Here is an 18,234-nt window from a genome sequence, read left to right as displayed (position 1 = left end):
CGTGGTTACCGTTTGCTGCTACAGCCCACAATGTAGTGTAGATACCTATCCTGGACAGTCAGATAGACCGCATCAGGGCTCATGCAACCAGCGAATACACCAACGCCGTAATGGCAACCAAACCAACTGCCGTCACAAACACATTCGACGCCTGCCCACGGTACTTGGCCATGGCCGGCACCTTGCGGATGGCGTACATCGGCATCAGGAACAGAATCGACGCGATCACCGGCCCACCCAGGGTCTCGATCATGCCGAGGATGCTCGGGTTAAGCGTGGCGACGATCCAGCACACCACCAGCATGAAGGCGGCGGTCATGCGGTCCAGGGTCTTGGGCTCCGGACGGCGGCCAGTCTTGACCACCAGGCCCTTGAGGCCCTCGCTGGCACCGATGTAGTGGCCCAGGAAGGACTTGGCAATCGCCACAAACGCAATCAACGGTGCGGCAAAGGCAATCGTCGGGTTATCGAAGTGGTTAGCCAGATACGACAGGATCGACAGGTTCTGCGCTTTCGCTTCGGCCAACTGCGCGGGCGACAGGGTCAGCACGCAACTGAACACAAAGAACAGCACCATCGCCACCATCAGCAAGTGCGCGCGGGACAGGATCTGCGAACTGCGCTCCTCGGCGTGTGCGCCGTACTGGCGCTTCTGGTCAACCGCAAAGGCCGAGATGATCGGTGAATGGTTGAACGAGAACACCATCACCGGAATCGCCAGCCACAGCGTGTTAAGCAACGCCGAGGGGGCCGGCACTTCGCTCGCGGTGCTGAGAATGCCACCATTCCAGTGCGGTACCAGGTACACGGCCAGGAACAGCAAGGCGACGATAAACGGATACACCATCAGGCTCATGGCCTTGACGATCACCTGCTCACCACAACGCACCACGGCCAGCAGCCCCAGGATCAACACAAACGCCAGGATCGCCCGAGGCGGCGGCAGGATATGCAACTGGTGCTCCATGAAGCTGCTGACGGTATTGGTCAGCGCCACGCTGTAGATCAGCAGGATCGGGAAGATTGCAAAGAAGTACAGCAAGGTGATCAACGCACCGGCCTTGATACCGAAATGCTCTTCAACCACGTCGGTGATGTCGGAACCTTCACGGCCGGACAGCACGAAACGGGTCAGCCCACGGTGGGCAAAGAACGTCATCGGGAAGGCCAGCAACGCCAGGATCACCAGCGGCCAGAAGCCCCCCAGGCCCGCGTTGATCGGCAAGAACAAAGTACCGGCGCCAATGGCGGTACCGAATAGCCCGAGCATCCAGGTAGTGTCCTGGCGGCTCCAGCTTGTGAGCGTTGCAGGTGTCGTTGCATAGCGTTCGTCGACGCTATTGGCCTGATCATTCATCCGGTCGGATCTCCGCATTCACACGGCCAGCACGAGTCAGAAAAACCTGACAGGCAGCGCCCTGGCCGAAACAAGGGCCGGATTGTCCGGGATTCTCTTGGAGAAGCAAAGACTTAGCTGAGCAATGGTTAGGCGGTGCAGCCGTTCAGAGGCCGCACTGAGGGAGGATTTGGATGACTGAGGAGTCGTACGAAAAATAGCTCTTTCCCTTTAACGCACTCAACATACAAGAAGAGTCCGACAACAAGTTCAGAATTAACCTCCTTCAAAAACATATTATTACTCATACAACACCTCAACTGTTACAGAACCATACACAGCTATTGAGCGCGTACAAATCCACGAACTAATATTTTCGCGCACCAACCAAAAAGACGATAACAACACTTAGTCAACGCTCAAGGAGTTTGACAATGCGAAGACTCACCCTTGCAGTTACCGGCCTGCTCTTTGCAGGCTTATTAGGCGCGCCTGCCACTTACGCCAAGCCTGTTGAACCCGACGCGGATATACGTGCCCTGGCCTCCTCGCCCCAGTGGCTGACCACCAAAGTCTATATAGAGGGCGAGCCAGAAAACGACGTCAAGGCCCAGTACCCCGGCGTGGTGGGTATATCGATGTGGGACCCGCAGCGCAATCGTTATGAGTTCTTCTACACCGATACGGGGCGCTCGAAACACCCCGACGGCGGGGGCGGCTATTTCCTGGTCACTGGCGACAAACAGACCCACATCCTGGTGCCCGACCTTGGCCCGCACCGCACCATCGTCAGAAGGCTGGAAAAACTGGACAGCACCGAGTTCACGTATTCTCGCGAAGTCCCTCGCGACATGGTAGCGACCAACCCTCCCGTTAGAATTTACGTTGTACATGCCCCTTACACAGGGCCGATAAAGACTCACATGTCAAACTAGTTAAACACCTTCTTTATATCCAGCCATAAAAGCCAACAACAAACGAGGCACTTTATGATGAGTCCATATATTTCATTCAAATCGCTATTAATGCCTGCACTGCTGGCAGCCGTGCTGTTACCCAGCGCAACTACGGTACAGGCCAGCACGACACTGCCCACCCAAAACATCGCCGCCACGCCCGATAACACCGTCATGTTGACCGTGTTTCTTAAACACGACCAATCACGACCGCTCAGCGAATTGAAAGCCCAGCTGGCCAAGCAGGAGTTTCACAAAGTCTTCCCGCCGGAAGGTGTCGAAGTCGTCAGCTGGAATATCACCATGGGCATCGGGCAAGTCATCGTGCTGCGTTTACCGGCGTCGCGCCTGGCTCAAGTCAACCTGGCCATCGAGAACACGGCGTGGGGTGTCTACAAGACAGAATTCTTCCCGACATACGATTTCATGCCGATCGCGCAAAGAGAGCGAGCCCAGGCACGGCAAACGGGGACTGCGCAGTAGCTGGCGCACTCGCTAAGTGGCCGAGGTGCCCAGGTTTGGATTGCGCAGCTCGCTTTGTATGGCGTTCTGCGCAATAGCCAGTTTTTCTAACAATTCAGAGGTTTCGTGGGCCGTCAGCGCCATAAGTGGGACGTCCCAGTCAGAGTTCTTGATGACATTTATCCGAAAACCACCCGCCTCATCAAATTCTGGGTACCAACCCACATCCAGTAACAATCCCCCGGCGAACTCCACCTGGAGCATATCTTCCTTTAACAGATCGACCTGCTTGGCCACTGCAATATCCTGCAGGTGCGACAGATCGTCATGGGTGACTGTGCCACCGGTAAAGTTAAGCGAGATCAATTTGTTAACCTCCTGAATTCCTGTTCAGAAATCGGGTGACCATGAATAGCACCAGCGCTGAGCTCTATCCGTACCCAGCGGCTGAGTTTGCCATGGCTGGCCCCAATGCAGTGGGAGAACTCCATCACTTTCCAAGGTTTTCCTTGCGCAAAAAAGCGGGCGCGGATGGACGGCCTGTAAAATCAGACAGGCCTTACGAGCGAAGAAATTTTTCCACCGCAATAAAACGCTCTGTCTTACAAATCCCGCATACTCATGCTCTCAAACCCTTCAGGAAGAGCCTTGCGATGCCCACCACTGTTCTGGTCCTGGTTGAAACCATCAACGAATACCTGCAAATCATCGAAAGCAGTGACTTTCATGTGATCCTGGCGCCGACGCCCGCTGAACGCGCCCAGGCGATCAAGAGCCATGGTGGGCAGATCCAGGCTGTGCTGACCCGTGGCCCGCTGGGGCTGTACGCCGAGGAAATCGCCGCGCTGCCCCTGCTGGAGATCATCTGCGTGATCGGTGCCGGCTACGAGCATGTGGACCTGCAGGCGGCGAGCAACCGTGGGATTGTGGTTACCAACGGCGCCGGCGTGAACGCCCCTTCGGTGGCCGATCACGCCATGGCATTGTTGCTGGCGCTGGTGCGTGGCATTCCCCAGACAGATACGGCGGTACGGCGCGGCGAATGGCCGAAGGTGATGCGCCCTTCCCTCAGCGGTAAACACCTGGGGATTGTCGGGCTGGGCGCGGTGGGCATGGAGATTGCCCGGCGCGCCGCCCTGGGGTTCGGCATGGAGGTGAGTTATCACAACCGCCAACCCCGCGATGACGTGGATTACACCTACTGTGCGACGGCCGTGGAGCTGGCGCGCACCTCGGACTTCCTGGTGCTGGCCACGCCCGGCGGTGCCAGCACTCGCCACCTGATCGACCGCCACGCTCTGGACGCCCTGGGGCCGCACGGTTTTCTAGTCAATATTGGCCGCGGCAGCGTGGTGGTGACCGCCGACCTGGTCGCCGCGCTGGAACAGCGACGCATCGGCGGCGCCGCGCTGGACGTGTTTGACGACGAACCCGCAGTGCCCGATGCCCTCAAGCGCCTGAGCAATACCGTGCTGACGTCCCACGTGGCCGGGCTGTCCCCGGAAGCGGTCCATGACACGGTGCAGCGCGTCGCTGACAACCTGGTGGAATACTTCGCCGGCCGCCCCGTGCTTACACCGGTGGCCTTGCCAGCGCCTGCAAAATGACCGATCAGGCACGCTGATCACGCTTCAACACGCTAACCTATTAAGCCGCCCCGACCTTGTCGCTGGGCGGCTGTGCGCATTAGATTAGGAAATAGTCCAAGGCCTTTAGAATAAGCAGAAGGGATAAGCATGGCGCTGAACGACCAATCGACCCAGATACGCCCAGGCGAAGAACTTGATGCCAGCCTGATCGATCCCTACCTCAAGGCCCATATCCCGGGCTTGGATGGCACGCCCACCATCAGCCAGTTTCCGGGCGGTGCGTCGAACCTGACCTACTTGCTGGAATACCCAGGCCAGGAATTTGTGCTGCGTCGCCCGCCGTTTGGCCACAAGGCCAAGTCTGCCCACGACATGGGCCGCGAATACCGCATTCTCAACCAGCTTAAAGATGGCTTCCCGTACTGCCCCAAAGCCTACGTGCACTGCACCGATGAATCGGTGATCGGCGCCGAGTTCTATGTGATGGAGCGCGTCAACGGCATCATCCTGCGGTCCGACCTGCCGGCTGAACTGGGCCTGGACGCCACCCGCACCGAAGCCTTGTGCAAGAGCTTTATCGACAAGTTCGTCGAGTTGCACCAGGTCGATTACACCGCCTGCGGCCTGGCCGACCTGGGCAAGCCCGAAGGCTATGTGGCGCGGCAGATTCGCGGCTGGGGCGAGCGCTATGAAAAAGCCCTGACGCCCGATGCGCCAAAGTGGGAGGCGGTACGCGCCTGGCTCAACGACAAGATGCCAGCCGATCACCCCACCTCCAGCATCGTGCACAACGATTACCGCTTCGACAACGTGATCCTCGACCCGCACAACCCGATGCAGATCATCGGCGTGCTGGACTGGGAGTTGACCACCCTGGGCGACCCGCTGATGGACCTGGGTAACACCCTCGCCTACTGGATCGAGGCCGCGGACCCGGCCCCGGTGCAACTGATGCGCCGCCAGCCGAGCAACGCCCCCGGCATGCTCACCCGCCGCCAGTTTGTCGACTACTACGCCGAGCGCTCCGGCATCCAGGTCGATAACTTCGATTTCTACTACACCTACGGCCTGTTCCGCCTGGCCGGGATTGTGCAGCAGATCTACTACCGCTTCTTCCATGGCCAGACCCAGGACAAACGCTTTGCGCAGTTCATTCACATGAACAAGCTGCTGGAGCAGATGAGCCTGAATGTCATCGGCAAATCAGCGCTCTGAGTGCAACTACAAGGAACCCTCATGTCCAAGACCAACCTGTTCGACCTCGACGGCAAGATTGCGTTTGTTTCCGGCGCTAGCCGTGGCATCGGTGAGGCCATCGCCAAGTTACTGGCCCAACAAGGCGCCCATGTGATTGTCTCCAGCCGCAAGCTGGACGGCTGCCAGCACGTGGCTGATGCGATCATCGCCGACGGCGGCAAAGCCACGGCCATTGCCTGCCATATTGGTGAAATGGAGCAGATCACCCAGGTGTTCGCCGGCATTCGCGAACAGTTCGGCCGCCTGGATATTCTGGTCAACAACGCCGCCACCAACCCGCAGTTCTGCAACGTACTGGACACCGACCTCGGCGCGTTCCAGAAAACCGTCGACGTGAATATCCGTGGTTACTTCTTCATGTCGGTGGAAGCCGGCAAGCTGATGCGCGAGAACGGCGGCGGCAGCATCATCAACGTGGCCTCGATCAACGGCATCTCGCCGGGTGTGTTCCAGGGCATCTACTCGGTGACCAAGGCCGCCGTGATCAACATGACCAAGGTATTCGCCAAGGAGTGCGCGGCGTTCGGTATCCGTTGCAACGCGTTGCTGCCGGGCCTGACCGATACCAAGTTCGCCTCGGCGCTGGTCAAGAACGATTCGATCCTGAAAGTTGCCCTGGCGCAGATCCCGCTCAAGCGCGTGGCCGACCCCAGCGAAATGGCCGGCGCGGTGTTGTACCTGGCCAGTGACGCATCGAGCTACACCACGGGCGTTTCGCTCAACGTGGACGGTGGCTTCTTGTCCTGACCTCACCTGGGTTTTTTCAGATCGATTTGCGCGTAACCTTGGCGCAGATCGATCTGTCCCAGGATGAAACATGGAACTGCACCTCGTCATTACCGGCCGCAAGGACCTGGCTGCCCAGCTTTATCAGCAATTGCGCCAAGCCATCGCCACCGGGCGGCTGTCGGCGGGCGCGCAACTGCCCCCCAGCCGACTGCTCGCCGAACAACTGGGCATCTCGCGCAAGACGGTATCCGACACCTACGCCACCTTGACCTACGAAGGCCTGCTGATTGGCAAGATCGGCCGCGGCACCTTCGTCAACGCGTGGGCGCCACAACCCGATCGCGTGCAAACCGCCACCGACCTGGCGTGCGCCGCCAACCTGGGGAAATGGGCGGCATTGCCCTCGCCCATGGGCCACCCCGCCCGTGAAGACATCCTGCGCTACGAATTTATCGGCGGCGCGACCACACGCCACCACTTCCCCCAGGACGAATGGCGGCGTTGCACCCAGGATGCGTTGCGTCGTATCGCCCAGAACAGTGGTTTTTACAGCCAGCCAGAAGGCGTGCCCGCCCTGCGCGAAGCCATCGCCGGACATATCGCGTTTTCTCGCGGGGTCAAATGCGGGGCCGGCGATATCGTGGTCACCAACGGCGCACAGCAGGCGCTGGACCTGATTGCCCGCGTGGTGCTTGAGCCCGGCAGCCTGGTCGCGATGGAAGACCCAGGCTACAGCCCCGCACGCCAATTGTTCGTCGCGATGGGCGCCAATGTTGCCAGTGTGGCCGTCGACAAAGAAGGCCTGCAGGTCGACCAGATCCCGGATGGCACCCGCCTGATCTATGTGACGCCGTCCCACCAATTCCCCCTTGGCATGCCCATGAGCCAGGCGCGGCGCGAGGCCCTGCTGGACCGCGCCATTGCGCTCGGCGCGATCATCATTGAAGACGATTACGACAGCGAATTCCGCTACGAAGGCCGCCCCACTGACTCCCTGCAAAGCATGGATACCCGAGGCGTGGTTACCTACGTCGGCACCTTCTCCAAAACCCTGTCGCCGGAGTTACGCCTGGGCTATGCGGTGCTGCCGCCGGCCATCTACGGTGCGGTGCTCAAGGCCAAGAAATTGACCGACCAGCACAGCGCTACCTTGCCGCAGTGGGCACTGGCCAAGTTCATCAGTGAAGGTTACCTGCTCAAGCATATTCGTCGCTGTCACAGCCTCTATGCGGGGCGTCGCGAACGCATACTCCAGCGTCTGGCGGGCGATCTGTCGCCGTGGTTCGAGGCAGTACCGACGGTGGCGGGCTTTCACCTGGCGGCACTGTGCAAGGTGCCGGTGAATATTCCCTTACTGATGGAACGGGCGCGTGAGGTCGAGGTGGGGTTGTACCCCCTGGATGTGTTCTTTCACGACCTGCCGGTGCGCTCGGGGCTGATTCTGGGGTTCGGCGCCATCGAGACCCTGGACATTGACCCGGCGCTGGACAAGGTTCGCGATATTCTCTTGCAGATTGGCTAGGCGGTTTTCCGGCGCATTGGTCATTGGTGGCGGGCCCTCTGCGGCGTAGGGTGAAGCGGTCTTGAACTCGATGGAACCCTCATCATGAAACGCTTGTTCGCTGCCACACTGATGCTCGCCTCCCTCAGTGCATTTGCCCACGACCCGGTCTACAACCAGGAAACGCTCAAGGTGCTGCAAGAGCACGCCTTGACCAACGTGCCGGGCAAGAAAACCACCATGCTCACCGTGGACTACGCCCCCGGCCAAGCCACCGTGCCCCACAGCCACACCGGCACCGCCGTGGCGTATGTGCTCGAAGGCCAGATCACCTCGCGGGTCAATGATGAAAAGGCGATTACCTACAAAGCCGGGCAATCGTTCTACGAACCGGCCGGCTCGCGGCATTTTGAGTCGAGCAATGCCAGCCAGACCCAACCGGCCAAACTGCTGGTGGTGATGGTGCTGGATGAAAAGGCTGAGGTACTTACCCCGCTTCCCAAATAATCAGCAACACCACAAAACCCCTGTGGGAGCGGGCTTGTGTGGGAGCGGGCTTGCTCGCGAATGCGGTATGCCAGTCACAGATGTGCTGCCTGAGCTACCGCTTTCGCGAGCAAGCCCGCTCCCACAGTTTTACTCTGCTCTGCCAGTGATTCAGGGGCGTTTGAACTGGCGCCGTAGGTGTTCAATGCGCGTGCGGCACTCGCAACCCTCCAGATGATCATTGACCATCCCCATCGCCTGCATCAACGCATACATCGTGGTCGGACCGACAAAGGTCCAGCCGCGCTTCTTCAAGGCTTTGGATAACCGTAACGAAGCGGGTGACGTTGGATTGGCCGTCCAGTAAGCCATATCCACCACTGCCGGCCGCTCTTCTGCGCAGGGCTCAAACGCCCACAGCCAGCGCGCCAGCGAGCCGGTTTCCTGCACCAGTTCACAGGCCCGGCGTGCATTGTTGATAGCCGAGACGATCTTCGCCCGGTTGCGCACAATGCCCGGGTCGCTCATCAACCGCTCGGTGTCCGCCTCGCCGTACTGCGCCACCCGGCAAAAATCAAAGCCCTCGAACGCCTGGCGAAAGTTTTCGCGCTTGCGCAGGATGGTGATCCACGCCATCCCCGCCTGAAAACCCTCCAGGCAGATCTTCTCGTACAGCGCGATGTCATCCGCCACCGGCACGCCCCACTCGTGGTCGTGGTAATGCAGGTACGCAGGCGCTGCGGTGCGCCAAGCGCAATACACGCGCCCTGCTTGGTCGGTTGTCAGCCCTGGTTGGTCCATCCGTCACCTCGTATGCCGAAGGCGATGATACGCAAAAAAAATTAATCCCCGCCAACCGCTCAAGCATCGTGCTTACCGACCAACTGGTCAGACCGGGACCTGCCAACCGCCAAATATTTGCTTGTGATTTGAAAAAAACCGAGCGTAGACTGGCCCCGCACTGGACTTACCGGTAAGACCACAACAATTAAGCCCTGGAACCACCAGGGCACCGAATAGAGATCCCTCCCATGCTCAGATGGTGCTCGCGTTCGATTTTCCTGCAAGTCGTGATTGGCCTGATGCTCGGCATCGCCTGCGGCCTGGCCCTTCCCGAATTCTCCTCGCAACTCAAACCCTTGGGTGACGGCTTTATCAAGCTGATCAAAATGCTGATTGGCCTGATCGTGTTCTGCGTGGTGGTCAGCGGTATTTCCGGCGCGGGCGACTTGAAGAAGGTCGGGCGCATCGGCCTCAAGTCGGTGATCTATTTTGAAATGCTGACCACCGTCGCCCTGGTGCTCGGCCTGATCATGGCCTTCAGCACCGGCATTGGTAGCGGCGCCAATATTCACCTGGAGCAACTCTCTTCCGCTGGCTTGAATGAACTGGCCGACAAGGGCCAGCACATCCGCGGCACCAGCCAGTTCCTGATGGAGTTGATCCCCAATTCGGTGGTCGGCGCCTTTGCCGATAACAACGTGCTGCAAGTGCTGTTGTTCTCGGTGCTGTTCGGCAGCGCGCTGAACCTGGTGGGCGAAGCGGCCAGCGGCATCTCGCGGCTGATCAACGAATTGAGCCATGTGATCTTCCGCATCATGGGCATGATCGTGCGCCTGGCGCCGATTGGCGTATTCGGTGCCATCGCCTTCACCACCAGCACCTATGGCCTGGACTCGCTGCAACACCTGGGCAGCCTGGTGGGGCTTTTCTACCTGACCTGCTTTGCCTTCGTGGCGGTGATCCTCGGGCTGGTGATGCGCCTGTCGGGCCTGCGCATGTTGCCGCTGCTCAAGTACCTGCGTGAAGAACTGCTGATCGTGATGGGCACCGCTTCGTCGGATGCGGTGTTGCCACAGATCATGCGCAAGCTGGAACACCTGGGTATCGGCAGCTCCACCGTGGGCCTGGTGATTCCCACAGGCTACTCGTTCAACCTCGACGGTTTCTCCATCTACCTGACCCTGGCTATCGTGTTTATCGCCAACGCCACCGGCACACCGCTGTCGATGACCGACTTGCTGACCATCCTCCTGGTATCGTTGATCACCTCCAAGGGCGCCCATGGCATTCCAGGCTCGGCATTGGTGATTCTGGCGGCAACGCTCACGGCGATCCCGGCGATTCCTGTGGTCGGCCTGGTGTTGGTGCTGGCGGTGGACTGGTTCATGGGCATCGGTCGGGCGCTGACCAACCTGATCGGCAACTGCGTGGCCACCGTGGCAATTGCGCGCTGGGAAAAAGACATTGATATCCAGCGCGCCAACAAGGTGCTCGACGGCCAGCAAGGCTATGCCTTCCAGGCCAAGAAGCCGGTGCTGCCGGCGCATCAGGAGTTCTAACCCCTCTTATGAGCGGCACAGATCAAATGTGGGAGCGGGCTTGCTCGCGAAAGCGGTGGTTCAGCTTACAAATCCAGTGACTGACACACCGTATTCGCGAGCAAGCCCGCTCCCACATTTTGACCACCGCCCGCTTGGCAATCGTATGAACAACATCAAGGAGCGCACGACGTGATCAGCACCTCAACCGTCGTCAATTCAGTGGTAGAAAAACTGCGCACCGCCTTGGCGCGAGGCCAGTGGCGCCGCGGTGAAATGCTGCCTGGCCAGCGTGAACTGGCCGAACAGCTGGGCATCAGTCGCCCGAGCCTGCGCGAGGCGGTGATCGTGCTGGAGACCCTCGGCCTGGTGCGCTCCATGCCGGGCAAAGGCGTGGTCGTGCTGGAAACCAGCGTCAGCGAGCCGCAATCGAGCGACGCCGTGGCCGATGCCAGCCTCGAGGACATCCTGCAACTGCGCTACACCCTCGAACCTTTCATCGTCGGCCTGGTGGCCCAGTCCATCAGCAGCAAGGAAATCGGCCAACTGCGCCTGACCCTGATGGACATGCGCGAGGCTCTCGATGCAGGCGATGCCGAAGCCGGCATGAACGCCTATATCGACTTCCATGAAGAGCTGTTCGCCCTGACTTCCAACCCGATCTTTCAGAACGTGGTGCAGCAAACCAGCACCGCGCTCAAACAAAGCGCCCAGGTGTTGCGCAACTCGCCAGAACACCTGGCCGAACGCCTGCAAGAAAACGAAGCCGTGGTACGCGCTATCCGCAACAAGAACAGCGCCCTGGCCAGTGCCGAAATGCGCCGGCACATCCTGCAGGAAGGCCTGCGCATGGGCATTCGCTTGAATATCCCGGACGACCATCTGGGCAGTTGATTTTCGGAGACCGGCCATGAACGCTCACGCCCTGCAACGCAATTGCACCCTCACGTCCTTACGCTGGACGCCCGAAAAAAAGCCCTCGGTGGACGACATCTACCCACGCTTGTTCGACGCCATCCTTGAGCAACGCATTGCGCCCGCCAGCCGCTTCACCGAAGAAGGCCTGGGCGAGCTCTTTGGCGTGAGCCGCAGCGTAATTCGCCGGGTGCTGGCCAAGCTGTCCCATCAGCAAGTGGTCATCCTGCGCCCCAACCAGCGCGCCCAGGTCGCCGCGCCGGATGCCCAGCACACACGGCAGATCCTGGAAGCCCGGCGCCTAACCGAGATCACCGTGGTGCAACTGGCCTGCGCCCAGGCCACCGCGATGCAGATTCGCCAACTGCGCGAGCTGATTGCCCAGGAGCGCGACGCCATTGAGCGTGACCAGCGGGGGCCGGCGATCCGGTTTTCCGGAGAGTTTCATCTGCAACTGGCGCACATGGCCGGCAATGCGCCACTGGCCCAGTTTCTCAACAGCCTGGTGCCGTTGACGTCGTTGATCATTGCGCAATTTGAAGCCAAGGCCTGCACCTATTGCGCGTGGCAGGAGCATGTGGCGATTGTGGATGCCGTGGAACAGCGCGACTCCACCACCGCAGTAGCGCTGATGACGCAACACCTGGATCACCTAGAGCGCAAATTACTCAAACACCACTAACCTCGAGCGTACGAAGATCAAAATGTGGGAGCGGGCTTGCTCGCGAATGCTGTGAGTCAGTTAACACATACGTGTCTGATGCACCGCATTCGCGAGCAAGCCCGCTCCCACACTTGCCCCTTGTTGTTTGATAAATGGTGTGCCAATAAAAAGCCCCCGCATCTCACGATACGGGGGCTTTTGGTTTAGCGAGGCATCAAGCCGGTTGCAACACCGACTGACCACTCAACGCCAGGTCCAGCAACTCACGGTTGGCCACCGCGTACATGGCGTAGTCCGTGCCCACTGCAGCACGAATTTCCACCATCATGGCGCGCCAGCGATCCGCCATGTCCTGGTGCTGCTCAAGCCACAGGGCCACGCGGGCTTCCATGTCTTGTGGCGCATCGGCCATTTGCAGGACCGAGATGGTGATCGCCCGTTGCTGCCAGTCCACGTCATCGCGGAAGGCTTCGCGGGCCTGGGCCTGCCAGTTGTTGGCCACTGGCAGATCGCTGATCTGCTGCAGGTACCACGGCAGGTCCAGGGCGCTGCCGACGGCGAAGTAGGCCTTGGCCACTTCGGCGGCGTCATGCCCGGTCACGTCGGCGGCTTCGATGATCGGCAGCAAGGTGTACAGGTGGGTAGTGCCTGCAACCATGCGTGCCAACAACTCCGGTACGCCGGCCTGGGTGTAGGCCTGGTAGCGGTTCTGCCAGCCTTCGCGGGTCGGGCCTTCCAGCAGTTCGTCGAGCTTCAGGCCCAGCGCGGCCAGGTGCGGACCGAAGTGCGCGGTGTCACGCCCGGCGTCTTGCTCGTTGCGACGGCTGCGCAGGAACCAGCGCGTAGCGCGACGGCCCAGGCGCATCAGTTCATCCATCAGCTCCAGTTGCACGTCAGCGGAAACCTGGTGGTCCAGGGCTTCAATCTGACGGAACCAGTGCGGGAGATGGAAGATGTCCCGCACGATCACATACGCGCCCGCCACGTTCGCCGGGCTCATGCCGGTCGACTCTTTGAGTCGTTGAACGAAGGTGATGCCCATGTGGTTGACCAGGTCGTTGGCGATCTGGGTGCTGACGATCTCGCGCTTCAGACGGTGGCGACGCATGGCTTCGCCGAACTTGGCCACCAGGCTCGGTGGGAACGCGGTCTCCATGTCACGGGTCAGGTACTCGTCATCCGGTACCAGCGACTTGAGCAACGCTTCCTTGAGGTCGATCTTGCTGTAGGAAATCAGCACCGACAGTTCCGGACGGGTCAGGCCCTTGCCGCTGGAGGCGCGCTCGGTGAGCTGCTCTTCGGTGGGCAAGTACTCGATGGCACGGTCCAGCTTGCCACGGCCTTCCAGGTCGCTCATCAGGCGCTTGTACTCGGCAGCACGCTCGTAAGCCTTGCGCGCGGCCAGGGACAGGGCCTGGGTCTGCTTGTAGTTGTTGCCCAACACCAGGTTGCCGACTTCGTCGGTCATGCTCGCCAGCAGCTGGTTGCGCTGCTTGTCGGTCATGTCACCGGCCTGCACCACTTCGTTGAGCAGGATCTTGATGTTCACTTCGTGGTCGGAGCAATCCACGCCACCGGCGTTGTCGATGAAGTCGGTGTTGGAGCCGCCGCCATTGAGGCCGAATTCCACACGCCCCAGCTGGGTCATGCCGAGGTTACCGCCCTCGCCCACTACCTTGCAGCGCAGCTCGTTGCCGTTGACGCGCAACGCGTCGTTGGCCTTGTCGCCCACATCGGCATGGCTCTCGGTGCTGGCCTTGACGTAAGTACCGATACCACCGTTCCACAACAGGTCCACCGGCGCCTTGAGCAAGGCGTTGAGCAGTTCGGTCGGGGTCAGCTTGTCAGCCTGGATGTCGAAGCGTTCTTTCATCTGTGGCGAGATGGCAATGCTTTTCGCGCTGCGCGAGAAGATACCGCCGCCTTCGGACATGATGCTGGTGTCGTAGTCGGTCCAGGCCGAACGCGGCAGTTCGAACAAACGCTTGCGCTCGACGAAGCTGGTGGCCGGGTTCGGGTTCGGGTCGATAAAGATATGCAGGTGGTTGAACGCTGCGACCAGTTGCAGTTTGTCCGACATCAACAAACCGTTACCGAACACGTCACCGGCCATATCGCCGACGCCCACCACGGTGATGCTGTCTTCCTGCACGTTGATGCCGCGCTCACGGAAGTGACGCTGCACACCCACCCACGCGCCCTTGGCGGTGATGCCCATTTTCTTGTGGTCGTAACCGGCCGAACCACCGGAAGCGAACGCATCGCCCAGCCAGAAGCCGTAGTCGATGGCAATGCCGTTGGCGATGTCGGAGAAGGTCGCAGTGCCCTTGTCCGCCGCCACCACCAGGTACGGGTCATCGTCGTCATGGCGCACGACGTTGGCCGGCGGCACGAGGGCGCCGTCTTTCAGGTTGTCGGTGATGTCCAACAGGCCGGAGATGAAGATGCGGTAGCAGGCGATGCCTTCGGCCGCGATCTCGTCCCGGCTGCCGCCCAGTGGCAGGCGACGCGGCAGGAAGCCACCCTTGGCGCCTACCGGCACGATCACCGAGTTCTTCACTTGCTGGGCTTTTACCAGGCCGAGCACTTCAGTGCGGAAGTCTTCTTCACGGTCGGACCAGCGCAGGCCGCCACGGGCCACGTTACCAAAGCGCAGGTGCACGCCTTCGACCCGTGGCGAGTACACGAAGATTTCAAACTTCGGCACGGGCTTGGGCAGCTCAGGGATGGCACGCGGATCGAACTTGAAGCTGAAGTACGACTTGTTCTGGCCGTTGGCATCGGTCTGGTAGAAGTTGGTGCGCAGGGTGGCCTTGATCAGGTCCAGGTAGCGACGCAGGATGCGGTCTTCGTTGAGCACCTGGACGTCGTCCAGGGCGCTGAGGATCGCTTGCTCCAGGCGTTGCTGCTTGTCTTCCAGGTCGTCGGCAGTGAGCTTGCGCGCCAAGTAGAAACGGGTCTTGAACAACCGGGTCAACTCGCGGGCGATGTCGGTGTGGTTGTTCAGGGTGCTGGCGATGTAACCCAGGTCGAAGCCCAGGCGAATCTGCTTCAGGTAACGGGCATAGGCACGCAGCAGCGCCACGTCGCGCCATGGCAGGCCGGCGGTGAGGACCAGGCGGTTGAACGCATCGTTCTCCGCATCGCCATGCACGATGTGCACGAACGCATCCTGCAGGGTGTCGTTGAGTTGCTGGATATCCAGGTTCACGCCTTCGGCGGCGATGAACGCAAAGTCATGGATCCAGAACTCACGGCCATTGGCGTGACGCAGGCGATACGGGAACTCGCCCAGCACACGCAGGCCGAGGTTTTCCAGGATCGGCAGCACGTCGGACAGCGCCAGCGGCGTATCGGCGTGGTAGAGCTTGCAATGCAGCTCGCGCTGGCCGGAAACCTGGCCCAGCGGCTGATAGAAGCTCATCACCAGCGGGTTGGCTTCGGTCAGGCTGTTGAGGTGCTGCATGTCGACCACAGCCGAATGCGCGGCGAAACGCTCGCGGTAGCCAGCCGGGAAGCCTTTGGGGAAATCCGCCAGCACGTTGGTGCCCTGGGCTTCGCCGAAGCTTTCCACTACCAGGCTGGCGTAGTCGTCCTGCCAGCTGCGGCAGGCCTGAACCACTTCTTTTTCCAGTTGCAGCGGGTCGATGTCCAGGCGGTTCTTGGGGTCAACCCGCAGAATCAGTTGCACACGGGCCAGCACGGACTCGGAGAAGAAGGTCCAGAACTCGCAGTCCGAAGCCTTCAGACGGTCCATCAGCACTTGCTGGATCTTCTGGCGCACTTCGGTGGAATAGATGTCCCGTGGCACGTAGGCCAGGCAGTAGCAGAAACGACCGTACGGGTCTTTGCGCAGGAACACGCGGATCTTGTTGCGCTCCTGGATCTGCACAATCGACATCACGGTGCTGAACAGCTCGTCGACCGGGGTCTGGAACAGGTCGTCACGGGGCAATACTTCAACCACTTGGGCAAGCTCTTTACCCAGGTGCGCCTTGGCCTGGAAGCCCGAACGACGTTCGATTTCCGCGACCTTGCGACGGATATAAGGGATCACCCGCACGCTTTCGCCGTACACCGAAGAGGTATACAGGCCCATGAAACGGTGTTCCTTGATGACCTTGCCGTCGGCGCTGATCTCGCGAATCGACACATAGTCCGGGTAAGCCGGGCGGTGCACGCGGCTTGGGTGGGCGGCCTTGGCGAACGACAGCACGGTCGGCTCACGCAGGTAGGCCACGGCGTAGTCTTCGATGCGCAGGTCTTCGGCAGTGAGGCCGGCACGCAGCAGCTTGGTCAGACCGAGGAAGGAGCTGGCGTCATATTCGATATGACCGCCGTCCGCCTCGTCACGTACCACAAACTCTTCGTAGCCCAGGAAGGTGAAGTGGTTACCCACCAGCCATTCGAGGAAGTTCTTGATCTCGGCTTTTTCTTCGCCGTCGATGGCGAACGCACTGGCGTCGATACCGGCCAGCAGGTCCTGGACCTTGGCTTTCATCGGTTCGAAATCGGCCACAGCCACGCGCACTTCGCCCAGCACCTGCTCAAGCTCCTTGCTCAGCACGTTCAGTTCGGCGGCGTTGGCGCAGCGGTCGATCTCCAGGTACATCAGCGATTCTTGCAGGATGCCTTCGCCCTGGGTGCCCTTGGGCAGGATTTCCAGCAGCTCGCCCTTGCTGCCACGACGCACGCTGAGCACGGTGGTTTGCAGGGTATGGATGCTATAGCCACGGCGATTCAGCTCGGTGCGTACCGAGTCCACCAGAAAGGGCAGGTCATGGTGCAGCACTTCAACCGCGGTGTGGGTCGACTGCCAGCCATGACGTTCGTAATCGGGGTTGTAGACCCGCACTTGCGGTTGGGTGTGATCAAAGCGCTCAAGCAGGCGCCAGGCAGACAGGGTGCAACCGGCCAGGTCGGAAAGGCGACGCTGGGTCAGTTCGTCCAGGGAAATGATGCCGAAAAATTGTTCAGCGAACAGCGCCACTTGTGGCAGTGCCTGTTCACTGAGGTGCTGCGCCAGTGCCGCTTGCAGTTGATGCTGGAAGTCGGCCTTGCTGGCTGCGGTGAAGAACGCCATCTGTGGTACTCCGCTTGGGCTTGTTATTGATGAAAGCGTCGCGTGTTGTCCCCTTGCGGGGAGACCGTCAGCTCTGTTCGCTGGTGTGCTGACAAGCACCATAAACGAATCAGGGCGACAGGTGGGTGAAGCTGGACAAGACAGTCAGGTCACATACAACTTCCATACGGTATGCCCATGGCCAGGTGACGATACGACGGGCAGGTCAGGCGCCAGGCACAGGGCACATCCGTTGCGCAGCTTAACGAGTGTAGGAAGAGCGCTGCTTGCGACGCTGCGACATATTCGGTCATCGGTAAGCAGGGTGTCGGTTGCAACTTGGGCAACCCCGGATTTTCGGTAGAAAATCTTGCTACTTTGCACACCATCAGTACCAGAAATGACCGATCCGGTCCGTCAGGTCATGCCTGACTTCCGACACAGGATGAAGCACAAAATTCGCCGCGGTGGCACAATTGCCCTCCCCTACACAGGATTTCCCCATGCTGCAGCTGAAAACCGACGCCCTGATGGCCACCCCGTGCGACGACGAAGAAGACAACATGGCCATGCTGTGCTGTCACGGCAAGAACGGCGAAATGTTCATGCTCACCCGTTATCCGGATGAAGATGAAGTGGAGCTGACCTGGGACTACGAACCCTCGACCCTCGACGGGCTGAAAGTGACGTTGGGCGACACCACCTTATTGATCGAACTGGCGGCTGGCGATGCCGATGCCCTGGGTGGTAAGGACCAACTGGAGATCGCCCACAGCACCGCTGCGGCAGACATGGCCGAAGTGCAGGAAACGCTGCAGAACATCCTCACAGGCACCGGCACGTTCATTCGGATCTGAATGCACCGTAGATCCCATGTGGGAGCTGGCTTGCTCGCGAAGGCGGCCTGACAGTCAACACAGTTGGATTTGTACATATCCATTGCTGCGGTAACGGCC

15 protein-coding genes are annotated in these 18,234 nt (G+C 60.2%); 11 read left to right on the top strand and 4 right to left on the bottom strand.

From position 1 onward, the window contains the following. Nucleotides 1-79 precede the first annotated feature (79 nt). The gene (locus tag A7K61_RS26245) at nt 80-1,357 is read right to left on the bottom strand and encodes a serine/threonine transporter (protein WP_044273440.1); all 1,278 of its coding nucleotides are present in this window, start codon (nt 1,355-1,357) and stop codon (nt 80-82) included. 413 nt (nt 1,358-1,770) lie between these two features. On the opposite strand from A7K61_RS26245, the gene A7K61_RS26240 reads away from it, so the two are divergent. Further along, nucleotides 1,771-2,271: a DUF4822 domain-containing protein gene (locus A7K61_RS26240; protein WP_047710704.1), complete on the top strand. Its 501-nt coding sequence runs from the start codon at nt 1,771-1,773 to the stop codon at nt 2,269-2,271. 90 nt (nt 2,272-2,361) lie between these two features. Further along, nucleotides 2,362-2,775, top strand: a complete 414-nt coding sequence (locus A7K61_RS26235) for a hypothetical protein (RefSeq protein ID WP_078467510.1) — start codon at nt 2,362-2,364, stop codon at nt 2,773-2,775. Between the two features lie 12 nt (nt 2,776-2,787). Here A7K61_RS26235 and A7K61_RS26230 read toward each other — a convergent pair whose 3' ends face one another. After that, nucleotides 2,788-3,120 carry a hypothetical protein gene (locus A7K61_RS26230; RefSeq protein ID WP_047710703.1) on the bottom strand — a complete coding sequence of 111 codons (333 nt, stop codon included), beginning with the start codon at nt 3,118-3,120 and terminating at the stop codon, nt 2,788-2,790. A 287-nt stretch (nt 3,121-3,407) separates the two neighbouring features. On the opposite strand from A7K61_RS26230, the gene A7K61_RS26225 reads away from it, so the two are divergent. From A7K61_RS26225 to A7K61_RS26205, 5 genes are all read left to right on the top strand, one after another. Beyond that, nucleotides 3,408-4,361: a 2-hydroxyacid dehydrogenase gene (locus tag A7K61_RS26225; RefSeq protein ID WP_069558665.1), complete on the top strand. Its 954-nt coding sequence runs from the start codon at nt 3,408-3,410 to the stop codon at nt 4,359-4,361. Between the two features lie 129 nt (nt 4,362-4,490). Then, nucleotides 4,491-5,558, top strand: coding sequence for a phosphotransferase family protein (locus tag A7K61_RS26220; RefSeq protein WP_044273438.1), 1,068 nt, complete (start codon nt 4,491-4,493; stop codon nt 5,556-5,558). Between the two features lie 21 nt (nt 5,559-5,579). Further along, a complete protein-coding gene (locus tag A7K61_RS26215; RefSeq protein WP_044273437.1) occupies nt 5,580-6,347 on the top strand; it encodes an SDR family oxidoreductase in 768 nt (255 codons plus the stop codon). Between the two features lie 70 nt (nt 6,348-6,417). Beyond that, nucleotides 6,418-7,851: a PLP-dependent aminotransferase family protein gene (locus tag A7K61_RS26210; protein WP_044273436.1), complete on the top strand. Its 1,434-nt coding sequence runs from the start codon at nt 6,418-6,420 to the stop codon at nt 7,849-7,851. A gap of 84 nt (nt 7,852-7,935) precedes the next feature. After that, nucleotides 7,936-8,337 carry a cupin domain-containing protein gene (locus A7K61_RS26205; RefSeq protein WP_069558664.1) on the top strand — a complete coding sequence of 134 codons (402 nt, stop codon included), beginning with the start codon at nt 7,936-7,938 and terminating at the stop codon, nt 8,335-8,337. Between the two features lie 150 nt (nt 8,338-8,487). Here the strand turns inward: A7K61_RS26205 and A7K61_RS26200 are convergent, their stop codons facing one another. Next, the gene (locus tag A7K61_RS26200; protein WP_069558663.1) at nt 8,488-9,117 is read right to left on the bottom strand and encodes a DNA-3-methyladenine glycosylase I; all 630 of its coding nucleotides are present in this window, start codon (nt 9,115-9,117) and stop codon (nt 8,488-8,490) included. 215 nt (nt 9,118-9,332) lie between these two features. Here A7K61_RS26200 and A7K61_RS26195 point away from each other — a divergent pair, with 215 nt between their 5' ends. The 3 genes from A7K61_RS26195 to A7K61_RS26185 all read left to right on the top strand — a co-directional run bounded on the left by A7K61_RS26195 (nt 9,333) and on the right by A7K61_RS26185 (nt 12,234). Further along, the gene (locus A7K61_RS26195) at nt 9,333-10,658 is read left to right on the top strand and encodes a C4-dicarboxylate transporter DctA (RefSeq protein WP_169855370.1); all 1,326 of its coding nucleotides are present in this window, start codon (nt 9,333-9,335) and stop codon (nt 10,656-10,658) included. Between the two features lie 171 nt (nt 10,659-10,829). Then, nucleotides 10,830-11,531 (top strand): FadR/GntR family transcriptional regulator, encoded by a 702-nt coding sequence (locus tag A7K61_RS26190; RefSeq protein ID WP_069558662.1) that lies wholly within the window; start codon nt 10,830-10,832, stop codon nt 11,529-11,531. Nucleotides 11,532-11,547: 16 nt separating this feature from the next. Further along, nucleotides 11,548-12,234, top strand: a complete 687-nt coding sequence (locus A7K61_RS26185) for a GntR family transcriptional regulator (protein ID WP_044273433.1) — start codon at nt 11,548-11,550, stop codon at nt 12,232-12,234. Between the two features lie 196 nt (nt 12,235-12,430). Here A7K61_RS26185 and A7K61_RS26180 read toward each other — a convergent pair whose 3' ends face one another. Continuing rightward, nucleotides 12,431-17,299: an NAD-glutamate dehydrogenase gene (locus A7K61_RS26180; protein ID WP_032892132.1), complete on the bottom strand. Its 4,869-nt coding sequence runs from the start codon at nt 17,297-17,299 to the stop codon at nt 12,431-12,433. Nucleotides 17,300-17,781: 482 nt separating this feature from the next. Here A7K61_RS26180 and A7K61_RS26175 point away from each other — a divergent pair, with 482 nt between their 5' ends. Beyond that, nucleotides 17,782-18,135 (top strand): hypothetical protein, encoded by a 354-nt coding sequence (locus A7K61_RS26175; RefSeq protein ID WP_047710698.1) that lies wholly within the window; start codon nt 17,782-17,784, stop codon nt 18,133-18,135. Nucleotides 18,136-18,234 lie beyond the last annotated feature (99 nt).

It is taken from the genome of Pseudomonas sp. AP42, assembly GCF_001728935.1.
GTDB classification, from domain to species: domain Bacteria; phylum Pseudomonadota; class Gammaproteobacteria; order Pseudomonadales; family Pseudomonadaceae; genus Aquipseudomonas; species Aquipseudomonas lactis.
This window is presented reverse-complemented; position numbering and strand designations above follow the sequence as displayed.